The sequence below is a fragment of the Streptomyces sp. NPDC006435 genome (assembly GCF_040612315.1).
In the GTDB taxonomy this organism is placed as follows: Bacteria; Actinomycetota; Actinomycetes; order Streptomycetales; family Streptomycetaceae; genus Streptomyces.
Genome location: NZ_JBEXPY010000082.1, coordinates 1 through 19,266, shown reverse-complemented (window position 1 = coordinate 19,266; position 19,266 = coordinate 1). Strand labels below are relative to the sequence as shown.

General features: G+C 70.3%; 18 protein-coding genes and 2 pseudogenes. 10 read left to right on the top strand and 10 right to left on the bottom strand.

Annotated features, from left to right (window positions below; translation table 11 throughout):
- A partial coding sequence (locus tag ABZZ04_RS38115) for an alpha/beta fold hydrolase (protein WP_356936832.1) occupies positions 1–1,680 on the top strand: 1,680 nt, incomplete at its 5' end.
- A 147-nt stretch (positions 1,681–1,827) separates the two neighbouring features.
- Positions 1,828–1,932, top strand: a pseudogene (locus ABZZ04_RS38110) (LysR family transcriptional regulator); the annotation flags it as partial.
- A gap of 118 nt (positions 1,933–2,050) precedes the next feature.
- Here ABZZ04_RS38110 and ABZZ04_RS38105 read toward each other — a convergent pair.
- Both ABZZ04_RS38105 and ABZZ04_RS38100 read right to left on the bottom strand, forming a co-directional pair.
- Entirely contained in the window at positions 2,051–2,866 is an 816-nt protein-coding gene (locus tag ABZZ04_RS38105) for an alpha/beta hydrolase (RefSeq protein ID WP_356936831.1), read from the bottom strand.
- A 107-nt stretch (positions 2,867–2,973) separates the two neighbouring features.
- Positions 2,974–3,639 (bottom strand): DUF4097 family beta strand repeat-containing protein, encoded by a 666-nt coding sequence (locus tag ABZZ04_RS38100; RefSeq protein WP_356936830.1) that lies wholly within the window; start codon positions 3,637–3,639, stop codon positions 2,974–2,976.
- Positions 3,640–4,020: 381 nt separating this feature from the next.
- Here ABZZ04_RS38100 and ABZZ04_RS38095 point away from each other — a divergent pair, with 381 nt between their 5' ends.
- Together ABZZ04_RS38095 and ABZZ04_RS38090 are read left to right on the top strand one after the other, a co-directional pair.
- On the top strand, positions 4,021–4,260 hold the full coding sequence (locus ABZZ04_RS38095) for a hypothetical protein (RefSeq protein WP_356936829.1): 240 nt from the start codon (positions 4,021–4,023) through the stop codon (positions 4,258–4,260).
- Positions 4,261–4,795: 535 nt separating this feature from the next.
- Positions 4,796–6,082 (top strand): phospholipase D-like domain-containing protein, encoded by a 1,287-nt coding sequence (locus ABZZ04_RS38090; protein WP_356936828.1) that lies wholly within the window; start codon positions 4,796–4,798, stop codon positions 6,080–6,082.
- 247 nt (positions 6,083–6,329) lie between these two features.
- On the opposite strand, the pseudogene ABZZ04_RS38085 reads toward ABZZ04_RS38090, so the two are convergent.
- Positions 6,330–6,482: pseudogene (locus tag ABZZ04_RS38085) on the bottom strand (IS1380 family transposase); the annotation flags it as partial.
- 194 nt (positions 6,483–6,676) lie between these two features.
- Between ABZZ04_RS38085 and ABZZ04_RS38080 the strand changes: the two are divergent.
- Complete coding sequence (locus ABZZ04_RS38080; RefSeq protein ID WP_356936827.1) at positions 6,677–6,973, top strand: hypothetical protein; 297 nt, start codon at positions 6,677–6,679, stop codon at positions 6,971–6,973.
- A 206-nt stretch (positions 6,974–7,179) separates the two neighbouring features.
- Here ABZZ04_RS38080 and ABZZ04_RS38075 read toward each other — a convergent pair whose 3' ends face one another.
- Positions 7,180–7,491 (bottom strand): hypothetical protein, encoded by a 312-nt coding sequence (locus tag ABZZ04_RS38075; RefSeq protein WP_356936826.1) that lies wholly within the window; start codon positions 7,489–7,491, stop codon positions 7,180–7,182.
- 112 nt (positions 7,492–7,603) lie between these two features.
- Positions 7,604–8,233 (bottom strand): hypothetical protein, encoded by a 630-nt coding sequence (locus ABZZ04_RS38070; RefSeq protein ID WP_356936825.1) that lies wholly within the window; start codon positions 8,231–8,233, stop codon positions 7,604–7,606.
- Between the two features lie 390 nt (positions 8,234–8,623).
- On the opposite strand from ABZZ04_RS38070, the gene ABZZ04_RS38065 reads away from it, so the two are divergent.
- On the top strand, positions 8,624–9,208 hold the full coding sequence (locus ABZZ04_RS38065; RefSeq protein ID WP_356936824.1) for a S1 RNA-binding domain-containing protein: 585 nt from the start codon (positions 8,624–8,626) through the stop codon (positions 9,206–9,208).
- A 288-nt stretch (positions 9,209–9,496) separates the two neighbouring features.
- On the opposite strand, the gene ABZZ04_RS38060 is transcribed toward ABZZ04_RS38065, so the two are convergent.
- On the bottom strand, positions 9,497–10,396 hold the full coding sequence (locus ABZZ04_RS38060; RefSeq protein ID WP_356936834.1) for an aldo/keto reductase: 900 nt from the start codon (positions 10,394–10,396) through the stop codon (positions 9,497–9,499).
- A 166-nt stretch (positions 10,397–10,562) separates the two neighbouring features.
- Here ABZZ04_RS38060 and ABZZ04_RS38055 point away from each other — a divergent pair, with 166 nt between their 5' ends.
- Positions 10,563–11,012 (top strand): transposase, encoded by a 450-nt coding sequence (locus tag ABZZ04_RS38055; RefSeq protein WP_356936833.1) that lies wholly within the window; start codon positions 10,563–10,565, stop codon positions 11,010–11,012.
- On the opposite strand, the gene ABZZ04_RS38050 is transcribed toward ABZZ04_RS38055, so the two are convergent.
- Positions 10,936–11,385 (bottom strand): nuclear transport factor 2 family protein, encoded by a 450-nt coding sequence (locus tag ABZZ04_RS38050; RefSeq protein ID WP_356936823.1) that lies wholly within the window; start codon positions 11,383–11,385, stop codon positions 10,936–10,938. The genes ABZZ04_RS38055 and ABZZ04_RS38050 overlap by 77 nt on opposite strands.
- Positions 11,386–11,620: 235 nt before the next feature.
- On the opposite strand from ABZZ04_RS38050, the gene ABZZ04_RS38045 reads away from it, so the two are divergent.
- Positions 11,621–12,004 (top strand): DUF1330 domain-containing protein, encoded by a 384-nt coding sequence (locus ABZZ04_RS38045; RefSeq protein ID WP_356936822.1) that lies wholly within the window; start codon positions 11,621–11,623, stop codon positions 12,002–12,004.
- Positions 12,005–12,158: 154 nt separating this feature from the next.
- On the opposite strand, the gene ABZZ04_RS38040 is transcribed toward ABZZ04_RS38045, so the two are convergent.
- Together ABZZ04_RS38040 and ABZZ04_RS38035 are read right to left on the bottom strand one after the other, a co-directional pair.
- Positions 12,159–13,277, bottom strand: a complete 1,119-nt coding sequence (locus tag ABZZ04_RS38040; protein ID WP_356936821.1) for a serine hydrolase domain-containing protein — start codon at positions 13,275–13,277, stop codon at positions 12,159–12,161.
- Between the two features lie 90 nt (positions 13,278–13,367).
- A complete protein-coding gene (locus tag ABZZ04_RS38035) occupies positions 13,368–13,871 on the bottom strand; it encodes a hypothetical protein (protein ID WP_356936820.1) in 504 nt (167 codons plus the stop codon).
- A 95-nt stretch (positions 13,872–13,966) separates the two neighbouring features.
- Here ABZZ04_RS38035 and ABZZ04_RS38030 point away from each other — a divergent pair, with 95 nt between their 5' ends.
- Both ABZZ04_RS38030 and ABZZ04_RS38025 read left to right on the top strand, forming a co-directional pair.
- Positions 13,967–14,632, top strand: a complete 666-nt coding sequence (locus ABZZ04_RS38030) for a TetR/AcrR family transcriptional regulator C-terminal domain-containing protein (protein WP_356936819.1) — start codon at positions 13,967–13,969, stop codon at positions 14,630–14,632.
- A gap of 86 nt (positions 14,633–14,718) precedes the next feature.
- The gene (locus ABZZ04_RS38025) at positions 14,719–15,477 is read left to right on the top strand and encodes an SDR family oxidoreductase (RefSeq protein ID WP_356936818.1); all 759 of its coding nucleotides are present in this window, start codon (positions 14,719–14,721) and stop codon (positions 15,475–15,477) included.
- A 111-nt stretch (positions 15,478–15,588) separates the two neighbouring features.
- Here the strand turns inward: ABZZ04_RS38025 and ABZZ04_RS38020 are convergent.
- The coding region (locus ABZZ04_RS38020) for an SDR family NAD(P)-dependent oxidoreductase (protein ID WP_356936817.1) at positions 15,589–19,266 on the bottom strand (3,678 nt) is incomplete at its 5' end.

Below are 19,266 nucleotides of genomic sequence, written 5' to 3'. Positions count from 1 at the left end.
TGCCGCAACCTGCGCGAACCCGTCCGCTTCGACCGCGCCCTCAACCACCTCCTCGACGACGGCCACACCGTCTTCGTCGAGATCTCCGCCCACCCCGTGCTGTCCATGCCCCTGACCGACGGCAGCGCGGAGCGGGGCGGGATCGTCGTGGGCTCCCTCGCCCGCGACCACGGCACCACCGCGCAGCTCCTGCGCAACCTCGGCCTCCTCCACGTCCAGGGCCACGCCATCGACTGGAACCAGGCCCTCGGAACCGACCCGAACGTCGGCAAGAACCCCCTGCTGAACCTCCCCACCTACGCCTTCCAGCGCCGGAGTTACTGGTCGGCCGTCACCCCCGCCGCGCGCATGCGTCGTTCCCCCGACGAGGAGGCTTTCTGGCAGGCCGCCCGGCAGGGCGAGGTGTCGCAGGTCGCCGATCTCCTGGACGTTCCGGAGGAACTCCGCCAGAACCTCGACGGGCTTCTGCCGTACCTCTCGACCTGGCACCAGAAGCTCCGCGAATCGTCCGGTGGGGCTTCGGCAACCGGTGAGGACAACGGGACCCTTTCGGGCCGGGGCAGTGCCGCGGACCGTTTCCGGAACCGGCTCGCCGACCTCGACGCCGGCGCCCGGCTGGACGTCGTGGTCGCCCTCCTGCGGGAGGAGACCGGCACCCTGCTGGGCATGACGGCCGACGAGGTTCCGGCATCGCAGTCCCTGCAACAGATCGGTCTGGACTCGCTGTTGGCGGTCGGGCTGCGTTCCGCGATCACCCGTCACACCGGCGTCGGCGTACCGTCCGAGGTGCTGCTCAGGTCCACGGGCTGCGCGGGCGTCGCCCGTTACGTGATCGGCAGGCTCCTGCCGACCGAGGACGGGCCGGACGACGAGGTCGACACGTCCGGCAGCCCCTGGCTGCGCGTCCTCAAGCCCGCCGAGCAGCCGCGCGCCCGGGTGTTCGCCATCGCGGGCAGTGGTGGGACGACCGACTCCCACGTGCCGCTGATCCGGCACCTCCCGGAGGACATCGAGCTGGTGGGGCTCCAGTTGCCCGGCCGTGACACCCGTACGGGAGAGACTCCCCCGACGGACGCCACCGCGGTGGCGGACGAGGTGGCCGCGGCCCTGACCGACCGGCTCGACGTGCCCGTCGTCCTGTACGGGCACAGCCAGGGCACCTGGCTGGCCTGGGAGATCGCGCACCGGCTGACCAGGGTTCCCGGTCGGTCGCCGCTCTCGATGGTGGTGGCCTGCGGGTTGCCGCCGCACATGGAGCAGCCGCCGGAGCTGGCGAAGCTGCACTCGACCGAGGAGATGGTCGACTCGGCGGAGATCGACGGGCTGACCACGGCGTTCCGGGGGATCCTGCCCGAAGCGCTCCTCCAGAACGAGGAGGTGCTGACGTCCTACGTGACGAATCTCCAGACCGACATCACCATGGCGAAGAACCATGAGGTGCTGTTGCGTTCGGACCGTCGCGCGCCGCTGGACATCCCGGTGGTGGCGGTGGGAGCTTCGCTGGACCCGGTCCTGCCGGACGAAGTCCAGCCGGGCTGGGCCGAGTTGACCGATGGACCGTTCGCCCATCACACGATCGCGGGCACGCACGCCGCCCCGATCGAGAACCCGGAGGCGATGGTGGCCGAGTTGTTGGCGGCGCTCCGGGCCATCGATGCGGGCACCGCGCACACGGACTGACCCGATACGGAAGACACGGAGGAGGGGTTCTGCCGCCCAGGTCGGACGGCAGAACCCCTCCTCCGTGTCCGCGGTCCGGCCTCACCGGCCGATCTCGTCGATCTCGGCGAATTCCTCGTCGGGGATCGGGGGTTGCGCACCGCATCGGCGCTCGTGCACAGACCGTTCGGCTCCCTCACCGGGTTCGACAACGGGAAGCTGATGCTTGGCGGGCAGATCGCTGTCCTGCCCGCCAAGCATCCTCTCGCCGCGCACAGCCGCTCCCCCGCCCTCGCGGGACCGGCCCGCACGGCCACACGGCTGCCATCACCCCCCGCCCGACCGTCCCCCGCCCGACCGGCCATCGGCCCGCCGGTCCGCCGGTCCGTTCTCAGCACGCCGTGCGGTCGAGGGCGGCGACCTCGCGCACGGCCTCGGCGATGGCCGGGAAATCCCTCTTGAGGATCGCACCGTGGTTGCCGGCGACCTTCGCGCTGATCCGGATGTTCGGGTTGCGGACGGTCGCCGCGTCGAGGCCGGTGCGTATCTGCTCCTGCTCGTCGCCCCGGCTCCCGAAGGACGTGCCCGAAGCGACCACGTACCGCACCGGAACGGCGATGTTGTCCAGCACGGGGCCCAGCTCGCACTCGCGGGAGAGCTTGCCGAGCTCGATGTTGCTGTCCGCCTGCTGTTCGGCGGTCATCCGGGGGGCCAGGCCCGTCGGGCGCAGCAGCGGCAGGAACCAGCCCATCCGCCGGAACATCTTCCGGATCCGCTGCTCCATGGCGTCGTCGAGCCAGTCGTACGGGAACGCGCCGTCGACCAGGACCGCACCAAGGGCGCGCCCCGGGTTCCGGTCGGCCCAGTGTGCCCCGACGACCGCCCCGTATGACCAGCCCACCACCAGTGCCCGGTCCACGCCCCTGGCCTCCAGGACGGCATCGACATCGCGGACGGCCGCCTCGAAGGAGTAGTCCGCCGAACGCTTCGACTTCCTGCCGCGTGCCCGCTCGTCGTAGGTGATGTGCCGCCACTCCGTTCCCAGTTCGGCGATGACCCGCCGCCAGTAACCCTGGGTGGCGAACTGGCCGTTGAGGTAGATCACGGGGATTCCGGGGCCGCCGCTGTCGGTGACGGCCAGGGCCGTGTCGTCGACCGACACCATGCCGGTCCACTGCGCGTGGGTCGGGGCCGTGCTGTTCTTCATGGGTTCCTCCTGGTCGTGTGAAGCGGCTCGTTCGGAGACTGTGGGTCAGAGACCGTGGGTTTCAGAGGCTGTGGATCTCAGAGGCCGCGGGTCAGTTGCCGTGGGTTTCAGAGGCTGTGGGCGGTGATGTCGCCCATGGGGGTGGTGGCGTGGATGTGGAGTGTGGTGGTGCCGTCGTTCTTGAGGGCGTTGCTGATGCGGCCGTGGGTGGTGCCGGCGTCGAGGGTGGCCGAGGTGCCGGTGGCGGCGCCGATCGTGATGCTGCCGGAGCGGGTGCGGAGTGCGACCGTGCCGTGGGTGGCCTCGGTGATGCGGATGTCGCCCCGTTCGGTGCTGATGTCGGCGGGGCCGTCCAGCCGTCCGATCTCGATGTCGCCGTCGACCGCGGCGAGGCGGACGCCCGTGGTCTCGTCGATCTTGATCTGCCGGTGGGCGCCCTCGAAGGCGATGTCCCCGAGCCGGCCGACGGCCCGGAACTCCGTGGCGGCGGCCTTGGCCTCGACGCGGGAGCCGGCGGGCAGCCGGAGCGTGACCTCGACGGACCCCCGGGGCCCGGTGTACCGGCCGCCGTCCGCCCGGGCCCCGATCCGCAGGACCCCGTCGGCGTACTCCGCGAGGGTCCGCTCGGCCGCCTTCACGTCCCGGCCCTTCGAGGCATTCGCGGGCCGCACCTCCACCGTGGCATCGGCCCGGTCCGCGGCGATCACCTGGATGCGCCCCGAGGGAACGTCCAGGACGGCAAGGACCGGGGCGGTGATGTCGAACGTCTGCATGATGCTCTCCCGTGCTCACTCGTTGTTTCCGACACGAGAAAAGCTACGTTGCTTTCCAGATCTCGACAACACTCTTGTTGCGTAGAATTAACATCTTCGCAGGTGAAAGCCTTGCAATTGTTGCAACGCCTTGAGAAGTAACGCAACGAAAGCCACTTCACCCATTGCAATGAATGAGAAGCGAACGCTACGCCGGGAGGGAGGCCCACGCGGAGGCGGCCCTGTCGGAGCCGTCCGACAGGGTGCGGCGGGTGATCTTTCCGGTGGCCGACGGGGAGAAGACGCTCAAAGCGGCCCTGTTCTCCCGAAGCTGCCGCGAAGTGACAAGCAGCTCTCTGTAGCGGATCTGGCGTGTGCTTGTCCGCGTTTTCGATCTTCTGGATGATTCCAGCCGAGGACCGCCACCGCCTCGCGGCTTTCCCCGAGATCGTGGTGCTGGCCACCCTGGCCCTCGCCCCACCGACGAACACCATCGTCCCCAAAGAGCTCTATCTGGCCACGACCGCCGAACTAAGCCGACGATTCGCCCGGATCTATACCACCCTCGGAACCCAGGACCCTCTCTACCGGCGCTTCTGCCTCTTTCACGAAAGGGACTTCCGCGAAAGCCATATCGGTTGAGAACAGCGGACTCCCATGATCTCAAGCGATCTGGCACCCCAGCAGGTCAGGAGACTCACCATCTGACAGGCCTACTGCGACGGGACAGTCGGCGGCAGATGCTTCCCAGCAGGTCCGGCAACTCGGCCTTGCAGCAACGGGATCGTGGGGATGCAGCCAGGACTTGTCCGGCCGATCATGCGCGGAGCCGGATGGCGAGAGCTGTGGCAGTCACGGTCCCGGGGAAGAGGCAGCCGCGCTCGTCGTAGCGAGTGGCCACTGATCCGGCGTGCTCGGGCCGGTGGTTGATCGCCCGTTCGACGGTGTTGCGTTTCCTGTGCCGTTCTTCACCGAAGCCGGGTGCCGTCCGCCGCGTGATCCTTTGCGCAGGCGGGCGGCCTGGCTGTCGGCCTTCTCCGGAACCTTGTGCCGGACGCCCCGGGAACCCGGCGCCCGGACCGGGTGACCTCGCGCTGAAGTCGTGCTTTGCTGAACCGGTTTGACGAACCGAGAGATCCGCACCGCGCAGACGCACGAGGAAAGAGGAAAGACGACGATGACACCGACGCTCACCGGAACCCGCTCATGGCCCCTGTCCCGGTGGTCCGCCTCCCCGTATCCCTCCCCGCGTTCCTCCGCGCCGGGCAAGCGTGCGGCCGGTGTGCTGCTCGCCGTCGCCACCTGCGTGGCCGCGCTGCTCGCGCCCGCGCAGACCGCCGACGCGGCGACCGTCCCCACCAGCCCGGTCTTCAACAAGCCGACCGGCACCACCGCCGAGCAGCAGGCCATCCGCGCCCAGGTCCGCTCCGTGATCGCGAACGCGGACAGCGGCTCGGTCCTGCGCCTCGCGATGTACCACCTGTGGGACGAGACGATCGCCGCGGACCTCGGCGCCGCGAAGGCCCGTGGCGTCAGCGTCAAGGTCGTCCTCGACGAGAGCACCCTGGAGTACCGGGCCTCCTACGACCTCCTCACGAGCAGCCTCGGCACCAGCACCTCCGCCTCCTCCTGGGTGGCCCTGTGCGCCAAGGACCGCTCGTGTCTCAGTACGGAGCAGACGGGCATCAACCACAACAAGTTCCTGCTCGCGAGCAGTGTCGGCGGCGGCGCCCAGAAGAACGTCGTCGTCCAGCTCACCTCGAACCTGACGCCGTCCAACTACAGCCGCTACTGGAACAGTTCGGTGACCGTCGCCGGCAACACCGCGATGTACGACGGCTACGTGGACTACTTCACCCGTCTCCCGGCCCAGAACCGCACCGCCTGGTCCTACACGTACGGCAACGCGGGCGACTACAAGTACTACTTCTTCCCCCGCGCGGGCAGCGACGCGACCACGGACACCGTGGTCAACGCGATGGACAACATCACCTGCCGCTGGACCGACTCCGCGGGCACCGCGCGCCGCACCACCGTCCACGCCGCGATGCTGAAGATCACCCGGCAGGCCGTCGCGGACAAGCTGCGCGCGCTGGCGGGCCAGGGCTGTCTGGTCGACCTGGTCTACAGCGAGACCGACTCCGGCACCTGGAACGCCCTGCACGGCGTCTCCGGCATCACGAACCGCTGCTACCAGCACGACGACGACGGCGACTCCACGACACCCAACCGGATCGTGCACTCGAAGAACTGGATGGTCGACGGCATGTACGCCGGCACCGCCCAGAAGGTGATGTTCACCGGCAGCCACAACTGGAGCGGCCCGGCCCTGCGCAACAACGACGAGGCCATGCTGCGCATCACCACGCCGTCGGTCTTCGACGCGTTCGAGGCCAACTTCCAGGCCACACGGTCCGCCGCCGTGCCCGGCACCAGTGACAACGTGGCCGCCTGCAAGAGCTGACACGGCCGGACCCGCCGCGTCGATCGCCATGTCGTCCACGGCGGCGGTACGGGCCCGGCCACCGCCCACCACGCGCCTGCACGCACCACTTCGGCACACGATGCACGTGCCGGATGAACGGTCTGCGGTGGGGATGTCAGCAGGGAATCGTCATTTCGGTGTCAGCCGTACAAGCCCTGGTGACCTGCCGGCCTCCCTGTTTCGCTCCGGGTGGCTGAGCTGGTTCGGTCGCGTTGAAGCGGCGGCAGGGGAAGCGGCCGAAGCCGGTGGTCCTGCCGCCGCGAATGTGAACCTCGATGCGGGCGTGCGCGCGGTGGCGGACCTCCAGGTGCTGCGATGGGCCTTCACCGGTGGGGGTGTCGGTGGGGAAGACCTGGTGGCGCATGCCCTGGGCACTGTCCGGCGGGTCATGTGATTACTAGGATCCAGGGGTATCCGGTCCTTGTTGATCAGTGCCGGGGGATGCGGCAGTCATGAGCGGTGCGGATCCGGTGCTTCCCGCAGCGGACGGCGAACGGGGGGCCTGTGGGGAGTCGACGGCTGCATGGGGGCCTCGGGACGGTGATGGCGCTGCTCCTCGCGGTATCCGCTGCCATGCTTCTGGGCAGGTCGTGGACCGCCTGCGACGTGGGAGTGAACAACGCGGCCAACGGCGGTTTCCTGCTGTGGCTGTTCATCCCGGGCCTCTGGACGGTCCTGCTGCTGGTCTGGGTCGCGGTGGGCGCCCTTCTCGGGAACCGTCCCCTCCTCCATGTCCTTGCCCTCGCGGTGACGCCACTCGGTGTCGTCTGGTGTGTCGTCTCGATCTTCTGGGAGGGCGCTGCCACTCCTCCGTGCCCCGGCGGCGTGCCCCCGTGGTGGCCGAGCTTCATCCCCGTCCCGGGATTCTGAGAGAGGCGAGATGGATCTTCGTGGTCAGCCCATCTCAGGAAAGAGCCGTCCAGTACTTCCAGGCGATGGCGTCGATCACCTGTCGGTGATCATGCCGTCTTCCACCCGGCGAGAAGTCCGGTTCGGCAACAGGGGCTCGATCCTGGCCCACCGGGCATCGGTCGACACGACCGATACAACGGCGGGCTCCCCTCCGCCGCAACGCCTCAGAACCCCGCCATGGACTTGTCGAACACTCCACCCAGCGCGCCGTAGACGCTGCAGCGAACCGAGTGCTCTGCCCGGCGGCGCAGCCCGAACCCCACGACGAACGACAACGCGAAGAGCCCACCGAGGACCATCGCCACGAGCGGGTTGTGGACGAAGTACGCGAAGCAGGCGACGCCGGTCCAGACGAGGATCGGCAGGAGCGAGCCGCGCAGCACCGTCCCGAACCCGATCCGTTCCTGCCCCGACGGCAGCACGCGGCCATGCCACACCTCAATGTGGTTCCTGGTCAGGCAATGCTCGGGTCGCATGACGCCATCCCACCACCGACTGCTGGGAGCGTGTGCGATGATCCGCAAGAAACTGCCCAGGCCCTGCCCGGTGGAGCAGCGTCGTGGCCCGGGCCGTTCCCGCGGATGGTCCTTACCTGGCCGGGATTTTGTCGGTGAGGTCGTAGCCGCCCTTGATCACCTTGGAGTCGGCGGCCGGTGCCATGCACTTGGTCAGCAGCGGCTCGCCCTTCTCGGTGCCTCCGGAGAGCCCGATGCGGCTGGGGCCGCTGCCCTTGCCATCTCCCACGTAGAAGCTGATCCCCATGCGGACATGCCGCTTCAGGTAGTCGTCCCAGCCACCGACGTTGCCCCCGGTGCGCACGATGCGCCCGGTCACGGTGGCGGTGGGGCCGCCGCTGGTCAGGCAGTCGACCTTGAAGTCGCCCCAGTTGACCTTCTCGGGCTCACCCTCGGCGGCCGGCATCCGGTGGTAGATGCGGAAGGTGCCCCAGGATTTGTCGGGCTCGGCCCAGCCCACGCCCTTGAAGGTGGCGTGGGCGTCGACGGTGACCTGGATGTCGTGACCGGCGTCGGGATAGTCCATGCGGCCCCAGCCCTTGAGGCTGGAGGTGAGGGCCCCGGAAGGGGCGGAGGCCCGCGCGGCCCTGCCGGGCTCGAACGCGGGTGCTGTCGACGCGGAGGCGACCCCCGCAGTGGCCGCCACCACGGCGGTCGCCGCGAGGAACGTGACGGCGCGGTTGGACAGCTTGAGTCCGGACATGGTGGAACTCCATTCGGGGTCGTGGAACCGAAGGCGTCGGAGTGGGAGAACCTCCGCCCTGCCACGACCGATCCTGCTCAACATCCGCTCCACGCACGTCGGTCACCGGTCGTGACCTCTTTCCGCCGTGCGGCTGAGCCCGCCGGTGAAGCGGTCCCCCTCACGACGTACGCGACAACGACCACGACGCCGGGCCAAAGGCTGTCCGCTGCCGGAAGAGGATCCCGTTGACGACCACGCGATGGCCCTTCCAACGCCCTCCCCGGCCCATATTCTCAGGGCTTGTCCGGCGATCAGGGCGCCGGCGGCTGAGGCAGTGGCGGGATTGCGGAAGGTCGCTTCAGCTTGAGACATGGCCGGCACACGACGTCGTGTGCCAGGGTTACGGGTATGGATTGGCAGTCCGAGAGCCCGGAACTCTGGGCGTTTCTGGAGTCCCTGCACCGTGGCGACATCCTGTCCGGCACCGTTGCGGCGATCGAACGGTTCGGGGTCTTCGTGGCCCTGGACGACGGACCGCCCCACCCCACCCTGCCCGGTGTCGGGTTCCTCAATCTCCCCGAACTGTCCTGGCGGCGCTTCGATGATCCCGCCGATGTCGTTCAGGCAGGGCAGCGTGTGTCATGCGAGTTCATCGGGTTCGACACCCACAACGCCGAGGCCAGACTGTCCTTGAAGGCACTGGAGCCCGACCCTCTCCAGGCCTTTGCCGACCGCACAGTGGTGGGCCAGGAACTCCGCGGGACGGTTGAGGAGGTGCTTCCCATCGGTGTCCTCGTCGACCTCGGGGGTGGGATCTTCGGGCTGGTCCCCTCCAGAGAGATCGACGGCCGCCCTGCGTCGAGTCCGGCGGAGGGTTTCGAGGCCGGAGAGGAGATTGCCGTCGTCGTCGCGGAAATCGAGCTGCCTCGCCGCCGGGTGTTCCTCTCCAGGCCGGGGAGCGGCCAGTACGCAGGTGTCGTACTGCCCACGTGACGGCCGCCGTGCCCGAGTCAGTGAGGTGAGCATGGGGGCGGGGCGATCCAACGGATGCCGAGTGGGAACGGCTGCGGCCGTTCCTGCCGGTCCGCCTCGCCGTGGACGAGGCCCACGGCGACGGCCCCTCGACACGACAAGCGCGGCTGCGTCTTCCTCGGCACCCGCCACCGCAGCGGCCCTCGTCACCCCGCTCCGCGCGTGATCGCCCGGCCAAGTCCCAGGAGGCGTCTCCTCGATCGTGTTCGGTTTCCGGGGCTTGCTCAAGTACCGGCGGCCCGGCCGGCATCAGGATGCGGAGCGGCCGATCGTATCGAGCAACTGGAGTTCTTCCCGCGTCAGTCGGAGTGCGCCCGCTGCCACGTTGTCGACGAGGTGTTCCGGGTTGCCCGTCCCGGGAATGGCCAGTACATGGGCACCTTGCTGCAGGATCCACGCCAGGCGGACCTGTGCGGGTGAGACGCCGTGCGCGCGGGCCACGGCGTGGACCTGGTCGTGCTCGGTGCGGACGGCTCCGGCCTCGCGTCCCTCCCCGGCGATGGAGAAGAAGGGCACGAATGCGATTCCGCGTTCTGCGCATGCTCGGAGCATCTCGTCCCCGCCGGGTACGTCGATGCCGTAGCGGTTCTGGACGCAGACCACCGGTGCGATCTCCTGGGCCTGGTCCAGGTGTTCCGGGCGAGCGCCGGAGATGCCTAGGTTGCGAACGAGCCCCGCGTCGCGCAGTTCGGCAAGGGCCCCGAAGTGGTCGCTGATGGAGTCCTGGCCCATGAGGCGGAGGTTGACCAGGTCGAGGTGATCGCGGCCGAGTTGGCGCAGGTTCTCCTCGACCTGGCCGCGCAGCTGGTCGGGCCGCGCCGGGGTGGCCCACTCGCCACTGGCATCCCTGACCGGGCCGACCTTGGTGGCGATGACGATGTCGTCCGGGCAGGACGCCAGCGCCGTGTTGATGAGTTCGTTGGCGGAGCGCAGCCGGGAAAAGTAGAACGCCGCGGTGTCGATGTGGTTGACGCCGACCTCGACCGCGCGGCGCAGGACGTTGATCGCCTGACTGCGGTCGCTGGGGATGCCCTGGTGGAACGCGGCGCTGCCGGTCAGGCGCATGGCGCCGAAACCCATCCGGTTGACCTTGAGGTCACCGAGCATCCACGTGCCGGCGGCTGCCGCAGAGACCGTGCGCGACGTCATCTTTTCCATCAGCTCCATTCGATCGGCCATCGCCCGTCAACGGTTCAAGGCGCGGCGGTCCTGGAGTATGCGCAGGTGGCAGCCGTTGCGGGAAGGCGTGGAGTGTCAGGGGAATGTCACAGCGTGACCGGGAATCCTGAACACGAACTCCAGGTTGTCACTGGTGATGCTTCCGCTCCATGAGCGCCTGTCAGGAGCGGAGCCGGATGAAGAGCGCGGCGGCTGTGGCGGTGCCGGGGTACATGAGGATCTGACGAACGGGCAGTTGGCCCGGATGGAGCCGCTGTTGCCTTCGGACATCGAGTCGGGCCGCCCGCCGGACCGGATGCGGCGACAGTTGATCGGCGGCATGCGGTGGCGGACGCGGACCAATGCCCCGTGGCGGGACGTGCCTGGGCGTTACGGCCCGTGGGACCGGGGCCGTGGCCTGTTCCGGTGCCGGCAGCGCGATGGCGCCCGGGACCGGATCACCGCCCGGCTCCAGGTTGTTGACCAGCAAAATCCATCCGGCAGTCGAGCAAGCGGGCTTGCAGGTGCTCTCAGTCTGTCGGCACGGGCACGGCGCAGGCGTCGGCAATGGCCTGAGTGTCCCAGTAGAACGGACGGACCTCGGTGATCCGCCCGTCCCTGACCGTGATCGTTTGCAGGATCGGGAAGCCGAGTTCGCGGCCGGTCGCACGAGCGCGAGCGCGGACCTGTGTGAGCACGACCGCAGTCTCACCGGTGGCGAGAAACTCCTGCTCCACCATGTCGAACGTCTCCCAGACCTCTCCCATGGCAAGGAAGAACTGCGTCATTCCGTCGTGCCCGCGCCAAGTACCCCCGTATGGCAGGGCATCCGCTTGATGCAGCTCGACATCCAGCGCGAAGAAGGGGGCGAGCAGGTCGAACGAGGCCTCGCCGGGGCCTCCGGCCGCCAGGTACTCCGCCTCGGCCGCATACATTCCGGTGAGGACGGTCACCGGGTCCGTAGTGGATGACATCGTCATTCCGCCAGCATGATCACCGCAGAAGGCCCCTGCTGGCGGCAATCGGACATCGTTGTGCGGCACACTCGGCGCACTCGGCGCACTCGGCACTTTCGCAACGGGCTCCGGCCGACCATGATCGTTCTCGTCGGCAACGGCTGTGATTACTTCCGGGGTAATCGCCCTCTTCTGTCGCTCCCGGCTACGTTCTGGTCGTCGCACCGCCCCGGGACGAACGGAACGAAGGAGCCCGACCGTGTCCGCCTATGGCTTCGCCCATCTCCGCAGCCGCCGCCATCACACCGACATCATCGAGTATCTGGAGCGCATCCAGGCCACCCTCGACCCCTTCGCGGGCCGCTTCCTCATCCACGGTCCGCCGGCCGAGGTGGTGGAGGGCACATGGCCCGGCAGCATGGTGCTGATCGAGTTCCCCGGCCTGGCCGAGGCCCGTGCCTGGTACGACTCGCCCGCCTACCGGGACATCCTGCGGCTGCGCACCGATCACATCGAGGGCGATGTGCTGCTGATCGAGGGCGTCGGGCCGGGCTACGACCCGGCCGAGCGGGCCGGCAAGCTGCGCGCCGAGACCGAACGGGCGGGGCGGTCAGCCACGGCATCAGCGCCGGGGAGTGGGTGATGGTGAACGGACTGCTGCCCGGGGCCGGGGTACCGGTGAGAACTGTCACCGGCCGCAAACGCCGCGCCCCGTCACGAGCCCGTCCTGCACCCGTCCGAACCGTGCCCGTCGCGAGATTCACTCGGAGTCCCAGCAGTGTCCTCTGCCGTCCGGGTCAGCCGTACATCGCCACGCGGTACAGAGTCGCGAGCGCGTCGTCGATGGGGTGGGGCTGCGGCCTGCCGGAGGAGTCGAGCCCGTTCCACCTCTGCAGGTTCATCGCGACCGCCATGCTCCGCCTGCCGTCGGCACGGATCATGGCCAGCGACCCACCGCCCCAGACCGTGCCGCCATGGCCCCAGAAGACGCCCTGCCCGGGGCCCTCCATCGGATACAGGCCGAGGCCGTAGTCGATCGGCTTTCCCTCCTGGGAGACGATCCGGACGGTGCGCTGCATCTGCGCCAGCGACGACGGGCTGACGATCTTTCCGGCCAGCAGCATGCCGTAGAGGCGGTTGAGGTCCGCGACGGTGGATATCAGCGAAGCCGACGGCCCCACCCAGGACATGTCGTGGACGCTGTGGTCGCGGGGCGGGTCGATCATGCCGAACCACGCCTCGTAGAGCCGCGAGTGCGGCCCCTCGACGTTCGGTCCGGCGGGGAATTCGGTGTGCCGGAGTCCGGCGCGCTCGATGACGTTCCGGGTGATGCACTGCTCGGCCGTGGTGCCGGTCACCCGCTCCAGGAGCCGGGCGAGGAGCAGATAGTTGGTGTTGGAGTACAGCCCCGGCGCACCGCCCGGGGTGCCGACGGGGGGTGCGGCGACCCCCATCCCGATCAGTTCGACGGGGTCGAAGCGGGTGAGCCGGTGGTCGTCCAGGCTCTGCGGCCCGGTGTTCGCGAGGTCGGGGAACGCCTTGAGGGAGGGGTAGGCCCAGGGGAGGTATTCGGCGAGGCCGCTGGTGTGGTTGATCAGCATCCGGACCGTGATCGCGTCGCCGCGTTCTCCGGGTACCAGTTCCGGAAGGTACCGGCCGATCGGTGTGTCGAGCCCGATCCGGCCGGCCTCGGCCTGTTGCAGGACCGCGGCGGTGGTGAAGGTCTTGGTGATGCTGCCGATCCGGTGCCGCATGTCGGCGGTGACGGGACGGCCGGTGGTCACGTCGGCGACCCCGGCGGCGCCCCGCCAGACCCGGTCGCCGTCGCGCACCTCGGCGAACAGGCCCGGCATCCCGGCGCGGTGGACGTCTTCCATGGCCGCGTCGAGCGCCGCGCCGTCCAGTGGGTTTCCCATGTCATGTTTCCTTGTCGGTCTCGGTGGAACGGGTCGGTGGAACGGGGCCGGTGGAACGGGGTCGGTGGAACGGGTCGGTGGGCAGCGGGGTCAGCGGGTGGCGGGGCCGTCGTGCGTGTGCGCATCCCTGCGGCGCCACAGCCGGACGACCGCCACGCCCCCGGCCACGCACGGCAGCAGCGTCAGCACGCCGTACCCGACGGGCACGATCACCTCGTACCGCTCGCCGCCCATGCCGAGGTTGACCATCGCCAGCGTCACGCCCGCGCCCCATGCCGAGGTGGCCGCGGCCCGCGCCCAGCGCCTGCCCGACGCGACCGCGCGGATCGCGAGGAGCCACAGCAGCACCCCCAGTCCGCCGGTGACGGCGAGGTAGGCGGTGATCGCGGTGCGGTCCTGACCCACCGGTCCCGGGCCCCAGTCCGGGTACGCCGCGCGGACGTGCCCGGCGATGGTGTCGACGGTGGCCGCGTCCACCAGCGGGGCGAGCGCGGTCACGGCGGTCAGTGCGAGTCCGGCGTACATCACGCCGATGGGGGCGCCCGGTGGGCGTGCGGTGGGCGCGGTCTGCGACGGGGCGTCGGCGGCGGTCATGCGGGTCCCTCCCTGAATCATCAAACCTACGGTGTAGATTGCGTCCCGCACGATATGTTCTACGCCGTAGGTTTGGCAAGCGACAGGAGGACGGCGTGGCACGACGCGCACGAGGCACCTCGGCCGGGCTGGATCGCGCGACCATCGCGGTCGCGGCGGTCGGCCTGGTCGACCGCGACGGGCTGGAACGGTTCGGGGTACGGCGGCTGGCCGACGAGCTCGGGGTGGACCCGATGTCGATCTACCACCACGTCAAGGGCAAGGCGGCGCTGCTGGACGCGGTCTGCGAGGTGGTCCTGGCCGAGGTCCGGATCGCCCCCGAGGATGCCCCGGCGAGCGGTCCCGAGGGCGCCCCGGAGGCCGGCCCGGAGGGATGGCGGGTCATCGCCCGCCGCACCGCCCACGCGTATCGGGACATGGCCCACCGCCATCCCCGGGTCTTCCCGCTGCTGGCCGACCGCGCCCAGACGTCGGCCCCGGCGCTCGTCGCGCTGGAGCGGCTGGTGGCGGCGATGCGGGATGCGGGCGTGCCCGAACAGGTCGTCGCGGACACTCCATCGGTGCTGTTCGGATTCCTCAACGGTCATCTGCTGGCGCGCACCTCGGCGGAGGTCCACGGCGCCGCGGCGGTACCGGACTTCGACGCCGACACGTACCCGACGCTGGCCGGACTCGTGCCGAGGATGGCCGACTTCGGCTCGGTGGCCGAGTTCGACCGAATGCTCGACACCGTCCTCACGGGCATCGCGCCGGAGGGCTGACGGCCGCCCCGGACCACCTGCGCGACAGCGGTGTGCCGGACGTCCGGGAGGTTGATCGTGACGGCGGCGGCTGACAGGCTGCCGCCGTGGATCTGGGACTTGCGGGAAAGACGGCTTTCATCACCGGGGGCAGCAGCGGCATCGGGCTGGCCATCGGCCGGGCGCTGCATGAGGAGGGGGCGACGGTCACCGTCTGCGGACGGGACCCGGAAAGACTGGAGGATTCAGGACTGCCCGGAATCCGGGCGGACGTCACGGACCCGGACGCGCTCGCCCGGGCCGTCGACGAGGCGGCCGAACGGATGGGCGGGCTCGACCTGCTGGTGGCCAACGCCGGTGGCGCGTTCGGGGGCGGGTTGCTGGACTCGACGCCCGAGGACTGGCTGCGGACGTACGAGTTGAACGTGCTGCACGCCGCCCATGCCATCCGCAGCGCGGTGCCGCACTTCGAGCGGCGTGGGGGCGGCAGTGCGCTCGTGGTGGCGTCGATCACCGGGTGGAAGCCGGGCCCCAAGTCGTCGTACGCCTCGGCGAAGGCGGCGGAGATCCATCTCGCCGCCGCACTCGGCCAGGAGCTGGGCCCGCGCAACATCCGGGTGAACGCGCTCAGTCCGGGTTCGGTGATGTTCGAGGGCGGGGGGTGGGCCTGGTTCCGGGACAACCGGCCGGAGCAGTACGAGGCCTTCGCCCGCGACGACTTCCCCGGTGGGCGGCTGGTCGAGCTGAACGAGGTGGCGGACGTGGCGTGCTTCCTGCTGTCGGCCCGCGCCGGCGGGGTCAACGGCGCCAACATCTGCGTGGACGGCGCCCAGGACCACCCGAGCGCGGGCCGGTTCTTCCCGTAGCCGCCGCCGGTCGAAGGACCGCATGAGCGTGCGAGGGGCCCGGCGATCGGATGATCGTCGGGCCCTCGTGTCCTGCGCGGGACCGACAGGATGTCGGCCCCGCGCGGTCGCTCAGTCGAGGTCGAGGCCGGATGCCTCCAGCAGTGCGTTCAGTTCGGCGTTGATGTCGTCCACCGAACGCTCCTCCTCCGCCGGTGCGATCGGCAGTGTGGCGACCGCACCGGTGCCCGGGCCCTCCTGCCGGGCCAGTTCGACGAGTTGCTCCAGCAGCCCGCTGCGGTGGATCCGGTCGGCGGAGAGCTGTTCGAGGACCCAGCCGAGTACGGACTCGGGGTCCTCGGCCCCGGGCGCGCCGTCCCCGGGCGCGCCGGTCGCGGGGGCCTCCGTCGGCAGGTCCATCCGGCCGAGTACCAGCCGTGCGATGTGGTCGGGGGTCGGGTAGTCGAAGGCGAGCGTCGCGGGCAGGGAGATGCCGCTCTCGGCCGACAGTCGGCGTCGCAGCTCGACCGCCATCAGGGAGTCGAGCCCCAGGTCCTTGAGGACCTGCTGCGGCGAGAGCGAACCGCCCCCGCTCACCCCGAGCACGGTGGCGACCTCCCGCAGCACCATCTCCGTGACGAGGTCCTGGCGCCGGTCCTCGGGCGCGGCCAGCAGCCGTTCGCGCAGACCGTCCGGGCTCGTCGCCGTGTCGGCGGAGGGCGCCCGGCGCAGTCGCTGTCGCACCAGCGCACGGAACAGGGCGGGAACGTCCTGGCCCTGCTCCGCCGCCCGCCGTACCGCCCGCAGGTCGAGCTTCACGGGGACGAAGTTGCCGGCGGGGCGGGCGAGCACCGCGTCGAGGAGGGCCAGGCCCTGCTCGAAGGGGAGCGGGGCGATGCCCTGGCGGCGCATGCGTTCCAGTTCCACCGCTCCCAGGTGCGAGGTCATGCCCACGCCCGCCTGGTGCCACAGCCCCCAGGCGAGGGCGGTGGCCGGGCGGCCCTCCGCCCGTCGCCGGGCGGCGAAGGCGTCGAGGTAGGTGTTGGCCGCGCCGTAGATGCTCTGGCCCGCCGTGCCGACGGTGCCGGCCGCGGAGGAGAAGAGGACGAAGGCGGCGAGGTCGAGGTCCCGGGTGAGCTCGTCCAGGTAGAGGGCGCCCTTCACCTTCGGCGCCATCACGCGGGAGAGTCTCTCCGCATCCTGGCCGAGAAGGACGCCGTCGTCCAGAATTCCCGCGAGGTGCAGGACAGCCGTCCAAGGCCGGCCCTCCTCAGCAAGACCGAGCACCTGCGCCACGTCATCTCGCCGAGCGACATCACAGGCCACCACACGTACGCATCGCGCACCTTCCTCTTCGAGTTCGTGGATGAGTTCCGCGGCTCCGGGGGCCTCGGCGCCGCGCCGCGAGGTCAGTACCAGGTGGCGGACGCCGTGGTGGCGTACGAGGTGGCGGGCGGTCTCGCGGCCGAGTTCGCCGGTGCCGCCAGTGATCAGCACCGTGCCCTCGGGGTCGAGCGGCCGTGCGGCGGTCCCGTCGTCCGTGGCAGCCCTGTCGTCCGTGGCGGTCCCCTCGTCCGTGGTGGCTTCGCGCACCAGGCGGGCGGCGAGCACCTCGCCCCCGCGGACCGCGAGTTCGGGTTCGCCGGTGACGGCGAGGGCGCGGGCGAGCGCGTTCCGGTCCGCGTCGTCCGGACCGAGGTCGATCAGACGCAGACCGCGCTCGGGGTGTTCGGCGCGGGCGGACCGGATGAGCCCCCACAGCGGTGCGTACGGCAGCCCGTCGAGCCGGTCGCCCGGGGCCGCGGCGATGCTGCCGCGGGTGACCCAGACGAGCTCCGTCGGGTCGAGCCGGTCGTCGGACAGCAGTTCCTGGAGCTGCGCGAGGACGTACTCGGTCGCCTTGTAGGCGGCCTCGGGCTCGCTGTAGAAGGGCGGCCGGCCGGTCGTGTCGACGACCACGCGGGCGGGTGCCTGCGGGCCGGAATCGAGCAGGGCGGTCAGCTCGTCGATGTCGGACAGGGTCCGTACGCCGATCAGGGCGGCGAGTTCACCGGTGCCGGTCAGTACGGCATCGGCGACCGCGCCCTGCGGGGCGGGGGCCGTCACCGGCTGGAACTCCAGGCGGTGGAGGCCGTCGGCACCGGTGTTGCGCGCGGCGCGGAGCTGTTCGGCGGTGGCCCGCCGGAGGTGGAGCCCACCGATCCGTACGACGGGTTCACCCGTGGCGTCGGCGGCCCGGACCCGGATCTCCTGTCCGGCCTCGGACGCCTCGACGTCGATGCGGACGCGCAGCTCGGCACTGCCCGCCGCGTACAGCTCGACGTCGCTCCACTCGAAGGGCAGCAGCGCCCCTTCCGGCTCCTCCGCGCCCTGTGCGGGGATCACCCCCTTCATGACGTGCAGGGCCGTGTCGAGGAGCGCGGGGTGCAGGTTGTACTCGGCCGCGGACCCGGTGGGCGCGGCGGCGGGCCCGGTGGACCCCGCCGTTTCGGGCAGGCGGATGATTCCGTACGCGGTGTCGCCCTTGCGCCACAGCTCGGTCAGGCCCCGGAAGGCGGGACCGTAGTCGATGCCCTGGGCGCCGAACCGGTCGTAGAACCCGTCGAGGTCGACCCGCTCGGCCCCGGCCACCGGCCACCGGCGCAGTTCCGCGAAGTCGTCCGGGGCCCGGTCGGCCGGCTCCTCGCGCAGTTCGCCGCTCGCGTGGCGGGTCCAGTCGTCCTGCGTGTCGTCGGGGCGGCTGTGGATCGTGAGGGGGCGGCGGCCGTTCGCGCCGGGCGCGCCGACCGTGATCTGTATCCGCACAGCCTCGTCGATCACCAGCGGCTCGGCCAGGGTCAGTTCGGCGACCCCGTCGGCGCCCGCCTCGTGGGCGGCGGCGGTGGCCAGTTCCAGCAGGCCCGTGCCGGGGACGATGACGGTTCCGAAGACCGTGTGGTCCTTCAACCACGGCTGGTCGGTGAGCGAGAGCCTGCCGGTGAACAAGTGGCCTTCGCCGTCGGCGAGTTCGGTCACCGCGCCCAGCCAGGGGTGCGGCGAGGTCTCCAGGCCCAGCGATCCGGCGTCACCGGTGGCCTTCGGGACCGGAAGCCAGTAGTGCTCGCGCTGGAAGGCGTACGTGGGCAGATTCAGCAGGGAGCCCTTGCCGGCGTCCGGGGCGAGCCCGAGCGCCCGGTCCCAATCGACGTCATGCCCTTGTACGTGCAACAGACCGAGGTTGCGCAGGAGTTGAGCCGCACCGCCGTTCCGTCGTGCGAGGGAGCCGACGACGATCCCGCCCCGCTCCGCGCTGCCGTCGGTCAACGGCATGGACAGCACCGGGTGCGCGGAGATCTCGACGAACACGGTGTGGCCGTCGTCGAGAAGACGGTTCAGGGCGCGGTCGAAGCGGACGGGTTCGCGCAGGTTGCGGCACCAGTAGCCGCCGTCCAGGTCGGTGCCGTCGGACACCTCACCCGTCACCGTGGAGTAGAACGCCAGGTCCGCACGGTGCGGGGCCAGACCCTCGAAACCAGCGGCCAGGGCCGGGAGCAGCGGGTCCATCTGGGCGTTGTGGGAGGCGTAGTCCACGTTGATCTTGCGGGCGTAGACGTCCCGTTCCTGGAGCTCGGTGACGATCTGCTCGATCGCGTCCGCCCGGCCCGAGATCACGGTGGAACCCGCGGTGTTGACCGCGGCGACGGACAGTGCGTCGCCGTACGGGGCGAGGAATGCTTCCACCACCGCGACGGGGCGTTCGATGAGGGCCATGCCGCCCTGTCCGGCGCAGGCCAGGACAGCCTTCGAGCGCTGGGCGACGATCTGCGCCCC